At 71.0% G+C, this 19512-nt stretch carries 12 protein-coding genes and 2 pseudogenes; 3 read left to right on the top strand and 11 right to left on the bottom strand.

The genetic code is table 11. The features are described from left to right. Positions 1–24 precede the first annotated feature (24 nt). The 8 genes from ACWD01_RS20380 to ACWD01_RS20345 form a co-directional block, all read right to left on the bottom strand. Positions 25–780, bottom strand: a complete 756-nt coding sequence (locus ACWD01_RS20380) for an SURF1 family protein (RefSeq protein WP_451163736.1) — start codon at positions 778–780, stop codon at positions 25–27. An 83-nt stretch (positions 781–863) separates the two neighbouring features. Next, entirely contained in the window at positions 864–2678 is a 1815-nt protein-coding gene (locus ACWD01_RS20375; protein WP_451163734.1) for a prolyl oligopeptidase family serine peptidase, read from the bottom strand. Positions 2679–2816: 138 nt separating this feature from the next. Next, a complete protein-coding gene (locus tag ACWD01_RS20370; protein ID WP_451163732.1) occupies positions 2817–7928 on the bottom strand; it encodes a DNA repair ATPase in 5112 nt (1703 codons plus the stop codon). Positions 7929–8020: 92 nt separating this feature from the next. Further along, the gene (locus ACWD01_RS20365) at positions 8021–10123 is read right to left on the bottom strand and encodes an SPFH domain-containing protein (protein ID WP_451163730.1); all 2103 of its coding nucleotides are present in this window, start codon (positions 10121–10123) and stop codon (positions 8021–8023) included. Between the two features lie 271 nt (positions 10124–10394). Continuing rightward, positions 10395–11039, bottom strand: coding sequence for a hypothetical protein (locus ACWD01_RS20360; protein WP_451163728.1), 645 nt, complete (start codon positions 11037–11039; stop codon positions 10395–10397). A gap of 558 nt (positions 11040–11597) precedes the next feature. After that, the gene (locus ACWD01_RS20355; protein ID WP_356894479.1) at positions 11598–12173 is read right to left on the bottom strand and encodes a TerD family protein; all 576 of its coding nucleotides are present in this window, start codon (positions 12171–12173) and stop codon (positions 11598–11600) included. Between the two features lie 162 nt (positions 12174–12335). Continuing rightward, on the bottom strand, positions 12336–12842 hold the full coding sequence (locus ACWD01_RS20350; protein WP_451163726.1) for a cupin domain-containing protein: 507 nt from the start codon (positions 12840–12842) through the stop codon (positions 12336–12338). 198 nt (positions 12843–13040) lie between these two features. Further along, on the bottom strand, positions 13041–13583 hold the full coding sequence (locus ACWD01_RS20345; RefSeq protein ID WP_451163724.1) for an MOSC domain-containing protein: 543 nt from the start codon (positions 13581–13583) through the stop codon (positions 13041–13043). Between the two features lie 80 nt (positions 13584–13663). On the opposite strand from ACWD01_RS20345, the gene ACWD01_RS20340 reads away from it, so the two are divergent. Together ACWD01_RS20340 and ACWD01_RS20335 are read left to right on the top strand one after the other, a co-directional pair. Further along, positions 13664–14341: a TetR/AcrR family transcriptional regulator gene (locus ACWD01_RS20340; protein WP_451163722.1), complete on the top strand. Its 678-nt coding sequence runs from the start codon at positions 13664–13666 to the stop codon at positions 14339–14341. Positions 14342–14409: 68 nt separating this feature from the next. After that, complete coding sequence (locus ACWD01_RS20335) at positions 14410–14895, top strand: hypothetical protein (RefSeq protein WP_451163720.1); 486 nt, start codon at positions 14410–14412, stop codon at positions 14893–14895. A gap of 357 nt (positions 14896–15252) precedes the next feature. Here the strand turns inward: ACWD01_RS20335 and ACWD01_RS20330 are convergent, their stop codons facing one another. Together ACWD01_RS20330 and ACWD01_RS20325 are read right to left on the bottom strand one after the other, a co-directional pair. Beyond that, positions 15253–17982 (bottom strand): FG-GAP repeat domain-containing protein, encoded by a 2730-nt coding sequence (locus ACWD01_RS20330; RefSeq protein WP_451163718.1) that lies wholly within the window; start codon positions 17980–17982, stop codon positions 15253–15255. 373 nt (positions 17983–18355) lie between these two features. Next, complete coding sequence (locus ACWD01_RS20325; RefSeq protein WP_451163716.1) at positions 18356–18535, bottom strand: hypothetical protein; 180 nt, start codon at positions 18533–18535, stop codon at positions 18356–18358. 457 nt (positions 18536–18992) lie between these two features. Here ACWD01_RS20325 and ACWD01_RS20320 point away from each other — a divergent pair. Next, positions 18993–19418: pseudogene (locus ACWD01_RS20320) on the top strand (MerR family transcriptional regulator); the annotation flags it as partial. A 10-nt stretch (positions 19419–19428) separates the two neighbouring features. On the opposite strand, the pseudogene ACWD01_RS20315 reads toward ACWD01_RS20320, so the two are convergent. Then, positions 19429–19512: pseudogene (locus ACWD01_RS20315) on the bottom strand (IS5/IS1182 family transposase); the annotation flags it as partial.

The following is a 19512-nucleotide window of genomic DNA, read 5'->3' as shown; positions in this document are numbered from 1 at the left end:
GGGCCCACGTGCCGCCCGGTCGGGTCAGACGGTCTCCGGGTCGAGGCCCAGGGCCTTGTCCCGGGCCGCTTCCGCCTCCCGGCGGGCCAGGCGGAACCACATGAAGAGCACGAAGCCGGCGAAGACGAACCACTCGCCCGTGTAGCCGAGGTTCTGGAACGCCTTCAGGTCCAGGCCGCTGTTCTCCGGGGCCGCCGCCGGCACGGCCGTCAGACCGCCGTCCGCCTTCGACAGCGTGACCCACGCGTCGTACACGTCGTCCGGGACCAGGTTCACCAGCGACGCCGCGCTGATCATGCCCAGCTGCCCGCTCGGCAGACCGCCCGCCGCGTGCACCCCGTCCGTACTCGTGGATTCGGAGGCCTGCAGTGCCCCCGTGACCGTGACCTCGCCGGCCGGGGCGGCCGGCGCCCGGCCGCCCTCGGGCATCCAGCCACGGACCACGGGCAGCACCCGCCCGCTGTCCGTCCGCAGCAGCGTCAGCACGTACGAGCCGCTCCTGCCGTCGAGTTCACGCTGCGGGACCACGAACTGCTCGCCGTACCGGCCGGAGGCCGTCGCCAGCCGGCCGGACGTCTCCTTGTCGACGGGCAGCAGCTCCTCGAGCGGTGCCGCCTTCTGCTGCTTCTCGTCCGGCCGCTGCTCCGCCTCACGGTGGGAGTCGACGCGGTCCTCGAACCTGCCCAGCTGCCACGAGCCCATGAAGATACAGAAGGGGATCGCCAGCAGGACGAAGACGTTGATCCCCCACCAGCGGGGCGTCAGCAGGAATCGGTACACCCCTCCACGGTACGGAACGCGTCAGCGGTTCCGTGTGCCGGGGCTGCGACGGAGGCGACGACCGGGGCGGCGGCCCGGACGGTTCACGGCTCCATCGCGGCTCCCTTCAGATACCGGTCGGCGAAGTCGATCTCGAGGCGCACCTGCTTGATGCGCTCCTCCACCACGAGGGAGCCGTGTCCCGCGTCGTACCGGTACACCTCGTGGACCGCGCCGCGTGCCGCGAGCCTGTCCACGTAGTTGTCGATCTGCCGTATCGGGCAGCGCGGGTCGTTGACGCCGGCCGAGATGTAGACCGGGGCCCGGACCGCGTCGACATACGTCAGGGGCGACGACACCTCGTACCGCTCCGGTACCTCCTCCGGACTGCCGCCGAACAGCGTGCGGTCCAGTGCCTTCAGGTTCTCCATCTCGTCCTCGTACGACGCGACGAAGTCGGCGACCGGCACCGCGGCGAGGCCCACGGCCCAGTCCCGCGGCTGGGTGCCGAGGCCAAGCAGGGTCAGATAGCCGCCCCATGAGCCGCCCGCCAGGACCAGTTTCGCCGGGTCGGCGAGGCCGGAGGAGACTGCCCATGCGCGGACCGCCGCGACGTCCTCCAGTTCGATCAGACCGATCCGGTGCTTCAGCGCGTCCGTCCACTCGCGGCCGTAGCCCGTCGAGCCGCGGTAGTTGACCCGCACGACCGCGTACCCGTGGTCGATCCACGCGGCGGGGCCCGCCGCGAAGGCGTCACTGTCGTGCCAGGCGGGACCGCCGTGGATCTCGAAAACCGTCGGCAGCGGACCGGAGGCGCCCGCGGGCCTCTGGACCAGGGCGTGGATGCGGCCGCCCGGTCCCTCCACCCACACGTCCTCGACCGGCACGGAGGCGGGTGCCTTCAGACCGGGAGGGTCGAGGACCACGCCGCCCCTGGTCGACCGGACCCGCGGCGGCTGCGCCGCGGACGACCACAGATACTCGACGCTGCCGTCCGGGCGGGCCGTCGCGCCGGAGACCGAACCGTCCGGCGTGTCGATCTGCGTCAGCGCACGAGTCGCCAGGTCGTAGCGCCACAGCTCGCCGCGTGCCTCGAAGCCGTGCGCGATCAGCAGCGCGGAGCCGTCCGGATACCACTCGGCGTTCACGTCGCCCGGCAGCTCGACACCGAGGTCGGTCTCCTCGCCCGAGGCGACGTCCCAGATCATCGGCTCCCAGCGGCCGCGCCGCTGATGCCCCACGAGGAGCCGGGTGTCGCCGTCGACCGGGGCGAAACCGAGGACGTCCAGGCCGAGCTCCACCGTGCCGCCTGCCGTGTCGTCCAGCTCGGCCACGGTCGTGCCGTCGAGCCGGGTCACCCGCAGGGAGGAGTGCATGGCGTCCCCGTGCTCCGTGTGCTCGATCGCGAGCAGCGACCCGTCGTGCGAGAGGTCGCCCACCCCGGCCGACTCCCGGTGCCGGTAGATCTCCCGGGGCGCCTGGCCGGTCCGTACGACATGGATCGTCGTGCCGTCCTCGTCGGTGGAGCGGCCGACGACCGCGGTGGTCCCGTCCCTGCTGATGGCGAGACCCGCCGGATACGAGGGCTCCAGGCCGGGGGCGGCGGGCACGTCGTCACCGCCGTGGAACGGCTGGCGCATCCAGACGCCGAACTCGTCGCCGTCGGTGTCGGAGAACCACCAGACGGCCTCGCCGTCAGGGGTGAGTATCCCGTCCGACGTGCCGTTCGGCCGGTCGGTGACCTGGCGCTGGTGGCCCGTCGCCCGGTCCCAGGCGTACAGCTCGTACGTCCCCGTCGCGTTCGACACGAGGAGGGAACGGTCCGGCGCGTCCTCCGCCCAGTCGGGCAGGGAGACGCGCGGCGCCCTGAAGCGCTTCTCCCAGTCGGGCATCTCGGCCATGGTGTGTGCGTCGCTCATGCCCTCAATGAAAGCGGATGGCGCCCACATCCCCCGCAGCCTGTGGACGACTTGTCCACAGGCTGCGGCCCCGGCTCCTGTTCCCGGCCTCGGCCCCCCTTCCCGCCACTGCTGCCGGCCCCCGTTCCCGGCGGTGGATCACACCCCGCGGTCCGCCGCCCCCTCGTCCGCCACCGAGCCGGCCGTCATCGCCCCGTCCCCCGCCCCTTCGCCCGCGAAGTCCGCCGCCGCGAGCGCCGGCGCCGCGTGCCGGCCGGTCGGCCGCGCCATCAGATGGCGGGGGTTGGCCGCCCGCGTGATCGCGGACTCGACCGCCGCCACCCGGTCGGCGAGCAGCCCGAGCGCCGCGACCGCCCGCGTCAGCGGGTCCCCGTCCGAGCCGCCGAGGGCGCGGGCGCGGACGTACCGCGACTTGATCTCCTCCCAGCGGGCCGCCTGCTCCGCCGTCAGCGTGCCGCGCAGCTCGGCCAGCTTGAGCAGGGCCGCCTCCGCGCCGGTCGTCAGCGTCTGGGCCTCGCCGGAGTAGTGGTCCTCGATCACGGACGCCAGCTCGTCGTCGTTCATGACCGGGCTGATCCGCTCCACGATCTTGTTCATGTTGCGGTACGAGCCCTGGAGCCGGAACGGCGGCTCCGAGCGGGTCTCGTCGCTGCTCGCGGCCGAGGCGATGTACGCGGCGTTCACCGCGAGAACCGTGCGCCGGGCGGTCAGCAGATGCCGCAGGACCGCCAGCACCTGCTCCAGCTCCGCCGGCGCGTAGGCGTGCCGCAGCCGGTCGGCCCGCGCGGTCGGGTCGCCGGCGGCGAGCCCGACCAGCAGGTCCAGGTCCGCCCGGTCCCGGCCGGAGAGCGGCGCGAGCAGCGGGTGGGAGGTGAGCGCGTTCTCGACGAAACTCATCGCGAACACGTCGTCCTTGCCGGTCAGCACGTCGCCCAGGTTCCACACGTCGGCACGGTTCGCGAGCATGTCGGGGATGCGGAACCGCTGCCCCGACTCCGTGTACGGGTTGCCCGCCATGCACACCGCGAAGCGCTTGCCCCGCAGGTCGTACGTGCGCGTCCCGCCGCGCCACACGCCCTCCATGCGGCGCTGCGCGTCGCACAGCGAGATGAACTTCTGCAGCAGCTCGGGCGAGGTGTGCTGGATGTCGTCCAGGTACAGCAGGACGTTGCTGCCCGCCTCCAGCGCGAAGTTGATCTTGTCGACCTCCTGCCGGGCAGTCGCGTTCGGCGCCTCCTCCGGGTCGAGCGAGGTCACCGCGTGCCCCATCGCGGGGCCGCTGACCTTGACCAGGAGCAGGCCGAGCCGGTCGGCGACGTACTCCATGAGCGTCGTCTTGCCGTAGCCGGGCGGGGACACCAGCAGGAGCAGGCCGTTGCTGTCGGTGCGGCGGGACTCGCCGACGGTGCCGAGCTGCTTGGCCAGGTTGTCGCCGATGAGCGGCAGGTACACCTCGTCGATGAGCCGGTTGCGGACGAACGCCGGCATCACGCGGGGCCGGTGCTCGTCGAGCCGCAGCCGCTCGCGCTCGGTCGCGGCCAGGGCGGTGCGGCGCTGCTGGTACGACCGGAAGCCGGGGGCCACGTCGTCGCGGAAGCGCCGGGTCCGGGCCAGCAGCTCGTCGATGCGGACGTTCATCGTCCGGCGCTCGACGCGCGGGTGGCTGCCGAGCAGCCCCTCGACCGACTCGCTGAGCGGCGCGGCGCACTCGTACCGTACGAGGTCCGGGCACAGCTCGATCGCCGCGGCCTCCGCCAGGTCCGTGTCGTCCGCGCCGGTCGCCTCGGTGTAGGCGCACAGCCAGTTCTCGACCACCTGCTGCCGGGTCGGCAGGTCGTCGCCGAGCGCGGCCAGGTCGTCCTCGTACACCGAAGTCCCGACCGTACGGCGGAACTTGTCCAGCAGCGTGCGAGCCGAAGCGCCCGTCACAAAGCCCTCGGGGCCGCAGGTCAGCTCCTCGAAGAGGTACTCGGCCGCGAGCGCGTCCCCCAACTCCCGGGCCATCTCCGCCCGGAACGCGTCGATCGCCGGCGCCAGGCCGAACGTCTCGCGCGCACGCGCCAGCGACACCGCACGCCGCGTCCACGCCGTGCGCCGGGCCTCGTCCGTGCCGTGCGCCCAGAACAGCTGGGCCGCGGCCCGCGCCTGCGGCGGGTAGCGCAGCAGCCCGGCCCCCTCGTGCAGCCGCAGCAGCGCGCCGAGGATCAGCGTCGCGTCGTGGTCGTGGACACCCCGCTCGTAGCCCTCGTCGTACGCCGCCTCCGCCGCCCTGCGGACGACGTCGGCGAGATCGGCGCCCGCCAGGGCCTCCGCGCCGTGCTCGTCGAGGAGCCTGGCCGCCAGATGCTCGGCGCGGTACACCGACGCGTTCTCCGACGGGAGCGACTGCTCCCAGTACGGCCGGGTGTCCGTGAAGCCGGGCGCCGTCGCGTCGGTGACCGGGGAGCGGTAGTCCGTGCCGGTCAGCGCGAACGCGAGCCCGTCGCCCTGCGGCACCAGCGTCAGCTCGAACGGCTGGCTGTTCACCGCGAACCGGTGCCGGCCGAACCGGATCGACGAACCGCCGTCCGCGTACAGGTCGGTCCGGTCGCGCAGCGCCCGTGCCGCCTCCTGGCGAGCCGCCTTCAGCCGGCCCTCCAGCTCCTCCGCCCTGACCTCGTCGCCCAGTTCACGCAGCTCGTCGGCGGTGCGGCGGACCTTGGCGACCATCGGGTCGGAGGCGAAGTAGGTGTTGATCTCGCCCGTGTCGGCCAGCGTGGAGACCCGCCGGGAGACCGTCTCCAGCACGCGCACGGCCGACCCCGCCAGCCGCTCGGCGCGCCGGGCGCGGGCGTCCTGGAGGGTCTGGCGGCGGGACGCGAACGCGTCGTACACCTCGGTGCGCTTCGCGCCCAGCTCGGCGAGGAACTCGTCCGACTCGGCGAACCGGGACTCCAGGTTCTCCAGCCGCAGCAGCAGCGCCGCGAGCTGCTCGTCGCACGCCTTCGGGTCCGAGGCGGCGGCGAGCGCACCCGTCACGGCCTGCCCGAGCAGGGCCAGCTCCGCGGCGAACTCCGCCTCGCCCTCGTGGGCGAGGAGCTCCCTGCGGCGGGCGTCGAGTGTCGCGCGGGCGCGGTTGACGCCGCCGAGGACCTCGGCGATCCGCTCCAGGATCGAGGTACGGACCACCGCGTCGCCGATGTCGAGCCCGGCGACCACCTCGGTCACCGTGCGCAGCCCTTCCGCCTGCCCGTCGAGCTGCCCGCCCACCGGCGCGGCCTCGGCGACGGTCGCGATCGCGCCGGCCTTCTCCGTCAGCTCCGCGATGTCCGCGTGGTAGTCCGCGAACGCGTCCTCACGCGCCAGGAACGCCACGGCGCGCTGGGCGAAGGAGGCGATGTCGGCGTCGGTGTCCGCGGCGAGGGCGTCGATACGGTCCGTGTCCGCGTACCGGAGCTCCTTGAGGGTGATCAACTCGCCCTGTGCGCGGCGCAGTCCGGTGAGCCCGTCGACCCAGCCGCTCGCGCCCCGCGGCGTCTCGCCGCGCAGCCGGCGCACCTGGGCGGCGATCCGCCCCGCGGTCTCCTCCAGCGCGCGGGCGGCCTGCGCCGTCAGCTCCCGTACGGTCTCGAACTCGCCGATCACCTGCTCCGCGGTCGCCCGCACACCGGCCAGCGGCGTGGCGAGGTCGCCGAACTCGGGGTCGGCCAGCCAGTGGTACGCGTCTGAGGTACGGGTGCAGGACGCGACCAGCGCCTCGTACACACCGGTCGTGGGACCGGACTGAGTCTCGGTGACGGCGCGGGCGAGCGACAGGCAGTCGGAGATGCCGCGCACCAGATCGGCGTTGCCGACGACGGCCAGCGGGCCCTGCCCGGCGGGGCGGGCGGCGGCGTACGTGTCGGACACGAACGGCGACTGCCAGCGCTGCACCGGGTGGACCCTGGCCGGCTCCCCGCCCTCGGCGCGCAGGACCAGCAGCGCGCCGTCCTCGAACACGGCGTAACCCTGGCAGTTCAAGGGGGTGGCGACCGTCTTGCGGATCACGTTGTACGGCAGCAGGAGGCTGCGGCCCTCCGCGCGCGCGTGGAAGGCGAACATCACGTCCTCGCCGTTCGGCGACCGTACGGTCCGCTCGTACTCCAGCGAACCGAGCAGCCCGGCGTCGACGTCGAAGGTGCGGGCGGTCCCCGTCGCGGCGAGGTAGTAGCCGCCGGGGAAGACGATGCCCTGGTCCTCCGGCAGCAGGCGGCAGGCCTGGCCGATGCCGTCGAGCCGTACGACCGTCTCGGTGACCGTGTTGTGGACCAGGTACCGGTACGCCTCCTCCTTGTACGGGCGGATGCGCAGCAGGACCAGCGGTCCGACGCGGGCGTGTTCGATCTCGGCGTCCGCCAGCGACTGGAGCGGCTCGTCGACCGGCTCCGAGTGGATCCCCTCGCCGGTCTCCGTGTCGTTCTCGGTCTTCACCGTCAGTGCGCCGCCGACGGTCGCGACGAACACCTCGCCGCCGACGGACACATGCGGATGCCGGCCGAGGACGTGGTCGTCGCGGGTCGAGGGCGTCCACTCGAACTCGTGCGACGCGGGGAAGACATGGTCGCGCTCGCCCCGCGCGTCCAGGAACTCGGGGCTCCCGTCGGGCGTCACCGCCCAGCGCAGCACCCGGATGTCGGTGGGCTTGTCACCGGTGCGGAAGACGGCCAGCAGCCGGCCGCCCGTGCGGCGGAGCTGGAGCAGACGGGCGCCCTGGTAGTAGCGGTACAGAGCCTCGAACTCCCGCAGGAACGCCGGGTCGTCGAGGAGGCCGGGCACCGCGTCGTCGGGAAGCCGGTTCAGGTCGCGGTCGTGCAGGGCCAGGACGTCGCCGACCGAGGTTTGCGGACGGACCCCGACGACGACGTTGTAGCCGAAAAGCAGGCTGTCGCCGACGGCGACGACGTCGCGCGGCACGCTGTTGTTCTCGGTGCGCAGGTGCTCCGTGCCGGCGAGCCGCAGCTCCGTCGAGCCGAAGGTGGCGACGCGGCGGGTGTTGAGGTCGTCGGCACGCCGGGCGAGCTCGGCCGCCTGGGCGGCGAGGCGGTCGCGCAGCACCTCGTACGTACCGGCGTCCATCGTGCCGGAACCCGCTTCGGCTTCGGCGGCCTTGGCTCCCGTGGTCCCGGCTCCCGCGGGGCGGGCGTCCGCCGGCTTCGGGCCCGTGGCCCCGGGGGCGGTCTCCCCGAGGGCCGGGCCGTCGTTGACGGGCACGGCGGTGGTGGGCGTCGTCATGTGCGTGCTCGCTTCCTGCGATGAAGTTCGTACCCGGGGCGGGACCGGCGCTGCTGACCCCCGTCCGGCAGCACCGGTCCCGCCCCGGAGATTCAGGCGGCCGGCTGGGCCGAGCCGTTGAGCGAGGCCGCCGGGGCGGCGCCGCCCTGCGCTGCCGGGGCCGCGAGCGATCCGACCGGGGTGTCCGCGAGGCCCAGCCGGTCGGCGGCGTCGAGCAGCTGCTGCAGCTGCCCGCTCTGCGCGCCGCCGATCCCGGACTTCATCAGCCGCATGAGCAGCGCCGACACCGTCAGGTTCTGCACGTCACCGGTCGACACCGAGCCGAGGACCGACGTGAGGTCGTCCGTGAAGCTCGACGTGCCGTTCAGCCACGGCCCGGCCAGCGTCTGCGCGGTCTGCGAGTGCTCCATGAAGGAGTCCACGCTCTTGCCGAGCGAGATCGACGACATGAGCCGGTCGAAGAACACGGACTCCCCGCCGACGATGCTGATGTCGGCGCTCTCCAGACCCGCGGCGAGCACCGTGGCCTGCGCCTCCGCCACCTGGCGCTGGACGTCGATCCCCGCCAGCCGGATGTCCTTCTCCGCCTCCAGGCGCAGCCGGTACTCCTCGTGCCCGCGCGACGCCTCGTCCAGTGCCGCCATCGCCGCGGCCTTCTCGGTCAGACCCTCGGCCTCGGCCTTCAGCTTGTCGCCGATCGCCGCCGCGTCCGCCGCGCCCTTGGCCCGTACGCCCTCGGCCTCCGCGAGCAGGCGTGCCTGCGTCGCCCCGGCCTCGGCACGGCCGGCCTTCTCGATCGCGTCGGCCTCCTTCTCGCGCACCTGGACCGCCGCGAGTCCCGCCGCGGCCGCCTCGGCCTGGATGCCCTCGGCGAGCCGCAGCTTGGCACGGGCGTCGAGGTCCGCGGACTTCACCCGGGCCTCCGCGAGCGTGACCTCCTCGGCCGCGCGGTGCACGGCGGCCTGCTCGGCCGCCTCCGCCGCCTTGATGTCCTTGACCAGCCGCTCCTGGGCCTCGGCCTCGGCCGCGATGACGATCGCCTGGCGCTCGCGCTCCGCTTCCTCCACCGCGCGCAGCCGCTTGATCGACTCCTCCTGCTCGGCGACCGTACGGTCCACGGCGACCCGCTCGCGCACGACCTCCGCGATGTCCCGCTTCTCGGCCTCGACCTCCTTGTCGGCGGCGATCCGGGTCAGCGCGGTCTCCCGCTCGCGGGCGATGACCTCGAGCATCCGGTCCTTCTCGATGCGCTCGCTCTCGATCGCGATCACGCGCTCGCGGTTCTTCTCCGCGACGGCCACCTCGCGCGCCTGGTTCTCGCGCTGGACGCCGAGCTGCTCCTCGGTCCGCAGGAAGGCGCTCTGCGCCCGCAGCCGCTCCTCCTCCATCACCCGGGCGGTCTCCGCCTCCTCACGGGCCCGCACGGTGTCGATCTCGCGGCGCTGCTTGATCTCGGCGTCGGCCTGCCGGCGCTCCAGCTCGAGGATGGCCTCGCGGGCGTCGACGTTCTGCCGGGTGATCTCCTTCTCCTCGGTGCGCTGGAACTCGTTGGTGCGCACATGCTCGACGGACGTCATCTCGGTGATCTTCCGGATGCCCTGTGCGTCGAGGACGTTGGACGGGTCGAGCTGGGAGAGCGGCGTCTGCTCCAGGTAGTCGATCGCCGCGTCCTCGAGGCTGTAGCCGTTGAGGTCGGTGCCGATGAGCTGGATGATCCGGTCCCGCAGCTCGTTGCGCTTGGTGTAGAGGTCGGTGAAGTCCATCTGCTTGCCGACCGTCTTGAGCGCCTCGGAGAACTTGGCGTTGAACAGGTCCTGCAGCGTCTCCTTGTCGCTGGCCCGGGCGGTGCCGATGGCCTGGGCGACCTTGATGACGTCCTCGGCGGTCTTGTTGACGCGGACGAAGAACGAGATCCGGATGTCGGCGCGGATGTTGTCGCGGCAGATCAGACCGTCGCGGCCGGTCCGCGTGATGTCGATGGTCTTCACCGAGATGTCCATGGTCTCGGCCTTGTGCAGGACGGGCAGCACGACCTGACCGGTGAAGGTGACGTCGACCTTCCGCATCTTGGAGACGATCAGGGCCTTGCCCTGCTCGACCTTGCGGAACAGCCTCGTGACGATCAGCAACAGACCTACGGCGATGAGCAGTACGGCGGCGATGAGCACGCCGATGCCCGCGGTGATGGCATCCATGAGGAATCCCTCGGGGTGAGAGGTGAAGAACGAGCGGCGAGAAGGGCTGCCGGTGCAGGCTGCCGGGTGGGGCTTTTGGTACGGGTGTCTGTGTGGGGTGTCCGTGTGCGGTGCTTGTGCGGTGGTTGTACGGGGTGTCGCTACGGCGTGTCGGCGAGCGCGCTCGGGCGGCGCGGCTCAGCCGGCGGGGGCTTGACGAGTTCTGACGGGCTGTGGGTCGGGCGGGCTCCGACGGGTTCGGTTGACCGGGCCGGGCGTCCTCGGGCGGGGTTCAGGCCGCGTTCGAGGAGTCGGCTCCGGGCAGTTCGCCGATCGCGGTGAACGGCGCGACCCAGAAGAACTCACCGTCTTCGTCGTACTGGTAGAGCAGCCCCGTGGACCCGGCGGCGAGAGGACCCTCGCCCTTGGCGTCCAGCTGTCTGACCTGTACGACGGCGGTGGAGCCGTCCCTGGCCCTGACCTCCGCCTGGCCGAAGCCCGCGTCCACCCGTCCCGTACGGACGGTGCACGTCATGCCGACGAAGTCCTGCCGGGACGGCACCCGTTCCTCGGGGAAGAGTTTCGCCACGGTGCGGACCAGCCGCCGGGTGACCACCCAGGCGACGAGTACGGCAGCGGCGAGGACCGTACAGGCGAGCGCGGCGTACGGGATGCCGGCCAGGTTCGAACGGTGGAGCAGCACCGAGCCGGTGAGGCTCGTGAACCATCCGATCGCGATCAGCAGCGACGCGGCGACGGCGACCGGCACTCCGCCGAGTCCCGAAGCACCGATGCCGGCCGGCTCGACGTCGCCGTCGAACGAGTCGTGGTCGGCGGCACCGAGCAGCACCAGGACCCAGAAGACGACCACCACGGTGAGAGCGGCGCTGAACAGGATGGTGGGAAAGGCGAAGGCGGTCGACAGGAACTCGTTCACCGTTTTCGACCCCCGTCTCCCACTACCGAACCATGACCGGCCCATTGCCGAGCCGCAGCATCCGGCTGTGCCGGGCTGCCGACTGGTCCCATCCTGGCAGCGGGGACGGCTCAAGCGCATTGCCGGGTTCCGGCAATCTTTACGGAGCGGGGATGCCGGATCGGGGGCCGCGTGACGCAGCCGGGCGCCGATTGGTTCCGGGGACCGCAGGGGGAAATGCGAGGCGCGGCGGGAGAGGTGCGGGCCGCGTGTCTGGTGGGACGCGGGAGGCCGTGCGCAGGTTGCTCGCGGGGCTGCGGGGGCGGGCCGGGGCGCGTTTGGTGGGGCCGGGTCGGGGCGCGGCTGCCGGGTCGGCCGCGGGCCCGTTCAAGGCGGCCCTGGCGTGGCCGAGACAGGCTTACCGAGGCAGCTGGTGCCCGGCCCGTGGCACGGGCCGGGCACCATGAGCCGGCACTTGTCAGACGCTGACGCCTCGCATGCAGACGCCCGACGTGCAGACGTCTCAGAGGTCGATGCTCAGGTATTGACGCTCAGAGGTCGATGCTCAGGTATTGACGCTCAGATGTTGACGCCGAAGTCCTGCGCGATGCCGCGCAGACCGGAGGCGTAACCCTGGCCGACGGCGCGGAACTTCCACTCCGCGCCGTTGCGGTACAGCTCGCCGAAGACCATGGCGGTCTCCGTCGAGGCGTCCTCGCTCAGGTCGTAACGCGCGAGCTCGTTGTTGTCGGCCTGGTTGACGACGCGGATGAACGCGTTGCGCACCTGGCCGAACGACTGGCCGCGGCTCTCGCCCTCGTGGATCGACACCGGGAAGACGATCTTGTCGACCTCGGCGGCCACACCGGCCAGGTTGACCTTGATCTGCTCGTCGTCGCCCTCGCCCTCACCGGTGAGGTTGTCACCGGTGTGCTCGACGGAGCCGTCGGGGCTCTTGAGGTTGTTGAAGAACACGAAGTGCGAGTCGGTCAGGACCTTCCCGTTCGCGTCCACCAGCAGCGCGCTGGCGTCCAGGTCGAAGTCGGTCCCGGTGGTGCTGCGGACGTCCCAGCCGAGGCCCACGACGACCGCGGTCAGGCCCGGGGCCTCCTTGCTGAGCGAGACGTTGCCGCCCTTGGAAAGGCTGACACCCATGGAAATCCCCTGCGCAATCCGGCGCGGGCCGCGCCACTTGACGATTCCTTTGCCCAACCGGTCAACGACGGACCCCCCGCTTCGGTTCCCGACCCGTCGGATCGCCTGTCAGGCCTCCGCTCAAGACTGCCACCTCACCCGGGCCGCCGGCCCGACGACGCGCTACGAACGGGCCGGACCGTCGTCCTCGTCGACGAAGAAGCTGTCGTGTTCGACCAGGAACCGGGCGAACTCCTCGCCGCCCTTCGCCGCCATCTCCGCGACCTTCTCGAAGTACTCCTCCCGCGGTGCGCCGGGGGAGAAGAGCATCAGCATGGAGGCGGGACCGTCGGACTCGTTCCGGAAGGCGTGCAGCCCGCCGACCGGCACATAGAGGAAGTCGCCCTGCCTCCCCGTGATCCACCGGTCCCCGTCGTAGAGGCGGACCTCCCCGGAGAGGATGAAGAACGACTCGGAGATCGACCGGTGGAAATGGGTGCTCGGACCAGGGGACTTCGGCCCCATGTCGACCCGGTAGAGCCCGAATTCGCCACCGGTGGAGGCGTGCGTCGCCAGATAGTGGGTGCGGTTCCCGGAGGGCGAGCTCAGCTCCGGCTCGGTGTCGGCCGGCCTGAACGCCGCGCTGATCCGGCCGTTCTCCCCGAGGTAGCGGGGTTCGGGATAGGACATCGGTTGCTCCCTTCGCTGCGAACACCCAGTCTGGTCGCCCGCCCCGTCACAGACATCGCACCTTGGACCGAGAACCCCCCACGCCGGGGACGAGACCGCTCCTGACCCGCAGGCCTAGGACCTGGGACCGGCGGGTCGTGTCCCGAGCCCGGTCCGGGCCCTTGGGATCGGCTGAGGGGCGGCGCGTCCCCGGGGTCGTCAGACCCTGTCGAGCGGCCGATGCGGCTCCTCGGGCAGGCGCACCGCGATCGTGTCGCCGGGCGCCACCGCACCGCCCGTGACGACGACGCTCATGATGCCCGCCTTCCGTACGACGTTCCCGGCCTCGTCGCGGCCGACGACCTGCTTCAGCAGCCCGGCCCGGAAGTCCTCGATCTGCAGGCACGGGTTGCGCAGTCCGGTGACCTCCACGACCGCCTCGTCGCCGATGTGCAGCCGTGTCCCGACCGGCAGGCCGAGCAGGTCGATGCCGCGCGTCGTGATGTTCTCCCCGAGGTCCCCGGGCTTCACGTCGAACCCTTCCCGGGCGACCTCCGCGAAGAGCTCCTCATGTATGAGGTGCACTTGGCGCAGATTCGGCTGGGTCGGGTCCTGGGCGACCCGCGAACGGTGCTTGACCGTGACGCCCGCGTGCACGTCCCCCTCCACGCCGAGCCCCGCGAGCAATGTGATGCGGTCGCGGTTTCCCTTGGTGAACGAGTACTCCCCGTTGCTGCTGACCGCCGTCACTGTCCCGCTCATGGCGGAACCCCCCTTCTTCGTCGGCAGAGATCCATGGCGAGCCTAGTCCGTCGCAGGGCTCGGCGCGCTAACATACGTGCATGCATGTACGTAACGAGTCGAGCCCGGACGGTCCGCCAGGTCGCTCCCGCTCCAGCCCCCGTGCCAGTCAGGCCGACCGCAGAGCGCAGTCCCGCAGCGCGCTGCTGGAGTCCGCCGCCCGGGGCCTGTCCCGGTACGGCTACGGCAACCTGAAACTGGAGCAGGTGGCCGGCGAGGCCGGATACACCCGCGGCGCCCTGTACCACCAGTTCAAGGACAAGCAGGAACTGACCCTGGCCGCCCTCGAGTGGGTCCTCGACACCTGGCAGCAGGAGGTCGGGCGCCTCGTGGAACAGGAGCCGGAGCCTGTCGCGGCGTTGCGGGCCATGGCGCGTGGACACGCAGTCTTCTGCCGGCGCGACGTCGCCCGTATGGCGATCGCCCTGCGGCTGGAGTTCACGGGCCAGGACCATCCCGTCGGACGGGCGGTGGAAAGCAGTTACGAGGAACTCGTCACGCTCTGCGGCGGCCTCATCGACGCGGGCCGCGCGATCGGAACGATCCCGCCCGGCCCGCCGACCCGCACGCTGGCGTCGGCCTTCGTCGGCGCCCTCGAAGGAACCGTCGTCGCCCTGGTCGGCCAGGCCCCGCACGACGAGGACCTCGCCGAACGCGCCGCCACCGGCGTGCTGGGCCTCGCCCCCGTCGCGCCCGACCGGTCGGAGGGCCACCGGTAGGAGCCCGAAACCAGCCGTCCGCAGTCCTGTTGGCACGTCCTCGAACCTGACCACCGAGAGGTACCACCATGAACGACCGCGTCCTGACCGCCCGTCAACGGCACGACATACCGGAGGCGATCCGCTCCCTCAGCACCTTCGACGACCCCGACTACGCCGACCTCTTCACCCTCACCACGCACGACGCCGCACACACGTCACCCGAGCAGTGGGCTCGCGCCGCCTTCGAAGATGTCGCGGGCTTCCAGGGCCAGGTGATCTGGAGGATCATGCTCGGCCTGCGCCTGAAGTGGCGCTCCTCACCGGACCACGTGGCCGGCTGGCGGATCGCCGACCGCACCGACCGATGGATCCGGCTCGAGGCCCGATCCTGGATGCTGACCGGCCACCTCGTCATGAACGTCGCCGACGAGCAGGTGTCGCTGGCCACCTTCATCCGCTACGACCGCCCGGCAGCCGCATGGGTCTGGTCACGCTTCTCCGCCATCCACCGCAAAGTGGCCCCCGACCTCCTCCGCGACGCCCACAGGTCCCAACACCCCACACACCGCTGACGCCCCGACCGAAAGCGCAGGAACCTGTCGGGTGGCGGGATTTGAACCCACGACCTCTTCGTCCCGAGTGAGGTTCGGTTGCCGTTCTTGCCAGCGAGGATCGTATTTGCACTGGTCAGAGGCATGGTTCCGGTTGGTCTCGGGTGGTGTGGAAGGGGCTTTGGGAGCAGGTCGGCTCCCAAGCGGCTCCCAAAGCACTTTGGTGGGGGAGCGCCGTCACACATCAGCTGCTGAACGCCCCTCGGTGCGGGCCCGCATGGGCGTCCTCCGCCTTGGCGACACAGGGCAGGAAGGCGCCGAAGGTCTGTCATGCCCCAGCGATCTCCACGCCGGGGCATGACACACATCACGACGTGGCTAGAAAATGCCCCTGTAGCTCTGCCAGCCGGTGGCGATCTTCACGCGCGCGGCGAAGGACCCGTTGCCGTAACCGGCCTGCCGGAAGAGATTCCCGGCGGTGTCCCGCGCGATCAGGTCGGCTTTACCGTCGCCGGTGATGTCCCCGACCCCAACGACCCCGTTGTACGAGGAGCCCCAGCCGGCGGCGATCTTCACGCGCGGGGTGAAGGTGCCGTTGCCCTTCCCGAAGTACCGGTACAGGTTGTTCGACTTGTCTTGCGCGACGAGATCGCCGATCCCGTCACCGTTCAGATCCCCGGCCCCGACGACCTTCTTGTACGTCTTCCAGTTGTCGTACAACTTCACGCGCGCGGCGAGCTTGCCGCCGCTCGCGCCCTTGTACAGGTACACCGCGCCGGTGGAAGCATTGCGGGCGATCACGTCGGGGCGGCCGTCCTTGGTGATGTCACCGGGGGAGGTGAGGACGTCGTACTGGTTCCAGCCGGTGCCCAGCGTTGTGTACGACGTCGTCGGCTTCAGCGCCGCCCCGCAGGCCGGCTTGTACAGCCGCAGAGTGCCGCTGCTCAGTCGGACCAGGACGTCGTTGCAACGATCCCCGCTCAGGTCCCCGACGGGCACCGGACGGATGCTGGTCGCCCAGCCACTGCCGCTGACCCTCCCGGAGAACGTTCCCTTGCCCGTGCCTTGCTGGAACGTCAGCGTGCCGGAGGAGTTGAGAGTGAGCAGGTCGCCGATGCCGTCCCGCCCCGCGTGGTCCCGCAGGACCGGCGCTGCGAGGGAACCGGCGGTGAGGATATGGATGCGCTCGTCGGCGTCCACGAACGCCACCCGGTTCCCGTACGGGTCGAGGGTCCAGCGGATCCGGCGGTCCGAGGTCGTGCCCTCCGGCCAGAGGTTGGACGGGGCGGGCAGATCGGCCACGTCGCCGGTGACCGCCTGCCCGGAGCGGACGTCGGTGCGCACCAGCTTGCCGCGGGTGTTGTCGTGGCGGACCAGGAACCCGTTGGCCAGCAGAGCGTCACCCGTCGGCACGGCCATCGATCGACCTCGGGAGCGGTCGAACACTCCGGCCTTCCTCTGCGCGGCGCAAGCCCAGTACACAAAGCGGCCGTTGACCTGCAACTCGCTGGGTACGCACGCCGAGCCGACGTTGACATCGACCGCCGGAACGGTCGATCCGAGGCGGCTCATCGACAGGTGCCCCGCGGTGGACGTCGTGGTCCACAGCTGCCCGTCCCACAGGGCGGCGGCGTTCGCCGTGCGCGTCGACACGACCTTGGACTGCGTCCAGTCGACGACGAACTGCTTCCTGTTCGCGCCGCCGGACAGAAGCGCGTACCGTCCCTCCGCGGCCTCGACCTCGCCGAAGAAGCCGGGCACCGTCAGCGTCTGGACCTCGCCCGTGGGCGTACGGCGGTGGACCCACTGGGTGGAGTCCAGGTCGTTGTAGACGACGGACCCGTCACCGGCCCCGACCAGCCGGACGCAGCCGTAGTGAACCTGACACGGCTTCACCCATCCGCCCGCCTGCCGAACCGGTCCCACCTGGGGGACCGCGTCGGCGGACACCGTGCGCGTGTTGAACATGACGTCGTAGGCCGGGGACGAGGTCTGGTCGGTCCAGGCCAGGGTGCCGCCTGCCAGCGACAGCCCGTCGACGGGCGCGGGCACCGGCGGCAGGTCCATCAGTTCTTGGGCGGCGACTTGTCCGTCCGGCGCCTCGGAGAGCCGGTGCACGCCCCAGTCCGCCTTGTCAGGACCGCCCGCCACGATGGCCGACCCGTCCGCCGAAGGCCAGATCCAGCCGTCCATCTGCGGGAGCAGCGTGCGCCACTCGCCGGCGTCGGTCAGGGGTCTGGTGAGCACGGCACGGGTTTCGTCGCCGTACGTGGCCACCACGACGTTGTCACCGATGACCGTGAACTCGGTCTTCCCTCCGGTGCCCTGGCCCGGAACCGCGGTCACCGGTCCGTGGAGCGCGTCGCGGCGCAGCAACCGCGCGCCGCTCCCCGGATACCACCAGCCGACGTAGTCCTCGCTCAGGAAGGGCGACCGAGCCGAGCCCGCCTTGTAAGGGCTGAATACCTTCGCCCAGGATCCGTCGCGGACGTCGACGAGGACGAGTTGGTCGAGGAAGACCGCGGGGTCCTCCGTGGGCACGCGGTAGCGCATGAGCAGCGAGCGGTCGTCTCGCTCGCTCACCGGGAGGAGCTTCGCGTCGGCGGGCCAGCCGGTCAGTATCGTGTCGCTGGTACCGCCATCGGCCGCCGCCTTCAGCAGGTGTACTTCGCGCACGTTGGCGGAGCTCCCCAGGGCGACGACGACGCCCTCGCCCGCGGTACCGGCGTATGTCAGGCCGGTCGGGACAATCACCGTACCCTTGTCCGCGCCGGAGCCGATCGCACGGAACTGGACGACGCGTCGCCCCTCGGCGTCGGTCGACAGGGTGTACGTGGTGTCCGACTGGGCGAGCCCGTTGGGTCGCTGCGTGCCGGCGAACTCGGTCACTTCCCTGGTCTGGCCCGTCGCGTAGTCGGTCCAGCGCAAGCCGACAGTGCCTTCCGGGCTCGACAGCACACCGGTGTCGCCGAAGCCCCCGAACGCAGGGTTGCGCGTGGCGGTCCGGTCCGCGGCGGGCAGGATGATCCCGTCCTCGCCGACGGTCGGCGCCGCCCCCGCAGGCACGGCAGCCAGGGCACCTGCGGCCAGGGCAACGGCCGCGACCATGGCCGTGCCTCCTCGGTCGAACAGACGACGGCGTACGATCTTGTAGCCCTGCACGGAACCCCCCGGTCCCTCGACCCCGATAGCTGTGACCCCAACAGCCCCAAATGACCTGTGCATGTCTTGTGCGCTGGGAGCGTATCAGCGTGCGGTGGTCCGAAAGCGCGTGCCGAGGGGCCATCCAGTACAGACGACGACGTCGCCCGGCATCAAGCAGCTGCGACAGACGATCATGTCCTGGTCTCGGGGACGACTTGTGGGGGTCTGGTTCAAGTTTCGAGAGCTGGCTGCGTGTTGTAGTTGCTGATCTCGCGTAGTTCTCTACTCACCCGGACGCCTGACAGGCAACTGACCGAGGAAGCCGGTTTCGTGATGGTCAGGCCGCGTCCCTCGGTCCATTCCACCAGATCCAGCGCGGCACGCTGTCGTGCGGTCCCGGGGCCCGCAGACCGCACACCTCGTGCAGTTCGGCTCCCTGTTTCGAGCTCCGCTCCAGGAGCGCGGTCAACTCCTGCGGGATCATTTCGGGATCGGTGAGGCTCAGTACCCGGTTCAATTGAATGGCCTTGGCGGGCAATCTCATATTGGTGAATGGGCCCTTCGGTTTCTGTACTGAGTGGCCTCCAGGAGAATGGGGTACGTTCAGGCCGGTATCGATGGGGGCGGAAGGAGGCACACGGTGTCGTACGAACCCAAACTCGCCGCGGCCCTTTCCGGCGCCACGCTGCGCCAGCTGTCCCACTGACGCCGAGCCTCCGGGCCCAAGGGCGCCGTGCTTGTGCCCGAGATCTCCAGCGAGAGACCGATCCTCTACTCGTTCCGCGACGTTGTCGCACTCCGCATCTGTGTGCAGCTGCGCGAAGAGGCTTCGTTGCAGAAGATCCGCCGTGCGTTGAACACGCTCCGGGAAGACCTCGGCGAGGAATTGTCAAGACTTGTGGATGAGGAGTGGTTGCCTGCTGGCAGGCGAAGGGACTTGAGTCTCCAGTAGGGGGAGACGCAAAGGTGGGGGCATGGACGGTGACACGCTCTACTCGATCGGCGAACTCGCTCGACGGACCGGTCTCACGGTCAAGACCATTCGGTTCTACTCCGATCGCGGAATCGTGGCGCCGACGGACCGCAGCCCGGCCGGCTACCGCCTCTACGGCATCGACGCCGTCGCACGCCTGGACCTCGTGCGGACCCTGCGCGAGCTGGGACTCGACCTTCCCACGATCCGCAAGGTCGTGGACCGCGAGCTCTCACTTCCCGAGGTCGCCGCGGCGCACGCCGAAGCACTGGCAGTGCAGATCCGCGTCCTGCGCCTGCGGCGCGCGGTGCTGACGGCGGTGGCCGAGCGCGGGTCCACACCTGAGGAGACGGAACTCATGCACCGGCTGGCCCAGCTCTCTGAGGACGAACGCAGATGTCTGATCGGAGATTTCCTCGACGCCGTATTGAGCCTTTTCAGCGTTGCCTCTCCAGGGTGAGGACCGCGGCGGCGATGTCCGTCATGCGGTTCGGGCTGCAGCGGCTCCGGCGGAAGATCCG

The sequence above is a fragment of the Streptomyces sp. NPDC002835 genome (assembly GCF_053591995.1).
The sequence above is the reverse complement of the archived record's forward strand: the minus strand, read 5'-3'. Positions and strand labels throughout refer to the sequence as shown.

Excerpts from the sequence above, each read along its gene's own strand:
- ACWD01_RS20375 (WP_451163734.1), bottom strand. The coding sequence starts at position 2,678 with ATGAGCGACGCACACACCATGGCCGAGATGCCCGACTGGGAGAAGCGC.
- ACWD01_RS20370 (WP_451163732.1), bottom strand. The coding sequence starts at position 7,928 with ATGACGACGCCCACCACCGCCGTGCCCGTCAACGACGGCCCGGCCCTC.
- ACWD01_RS20365 (WP_451163730.1), bottom strand. The coding sequence starts at position 10,123 with ATGGATGCCATCACCGCGGGCATCGGCGTGCTCATCGCCGCCGTACTG.
- ACWD01_RS20355 (WP_356894479.1), bottom strand. The coding sequence starts at position 12,173 with ATGGGTGTCAGCCTTTCCAAGGGCGGCAACGTCTCGCTCAGCAAGGAG.
- ACWD01_RS20350 (WP_451163726.1), bottom strand. The coding sequence starts at position 12,842 with ATGTCCTATCCCGAACCCCGCTACCTCGGGGAGAACGGCCGGATCAGC.
- ACWD01_RS20345 (WP_451163724.1), bottom strand. The coding sequence starts at position 13,583 with ATGAGCGGGACAGTGACGGCGGTCAGCAGCAACGGGGAGTACTCGTTC.
- ACWD01_RS20340 (WP_451163722.1), top strand. The coding sequence starts at position 13,664 with ATGCATGTACGTAACGAGTCGAGCCCGGACGGTCCGCCAGGTCGCTCC.
- ACWD01_RS20335 (WP_451163720.1), top strand. The coding sequence starts at position 14,410 with ATGAACGACCGCGTCCTGACCGCCCGTCAACGGCACGACATACCGGAG.
- ACWD01_RS20330 (WP_451163718.1), bottom strand. The coding sequence starts at position 17,982 with ATGGTCGCGGCCGTTGCCCTGGCCGCAGGTGCCCTGGCTGCCGTGCCT.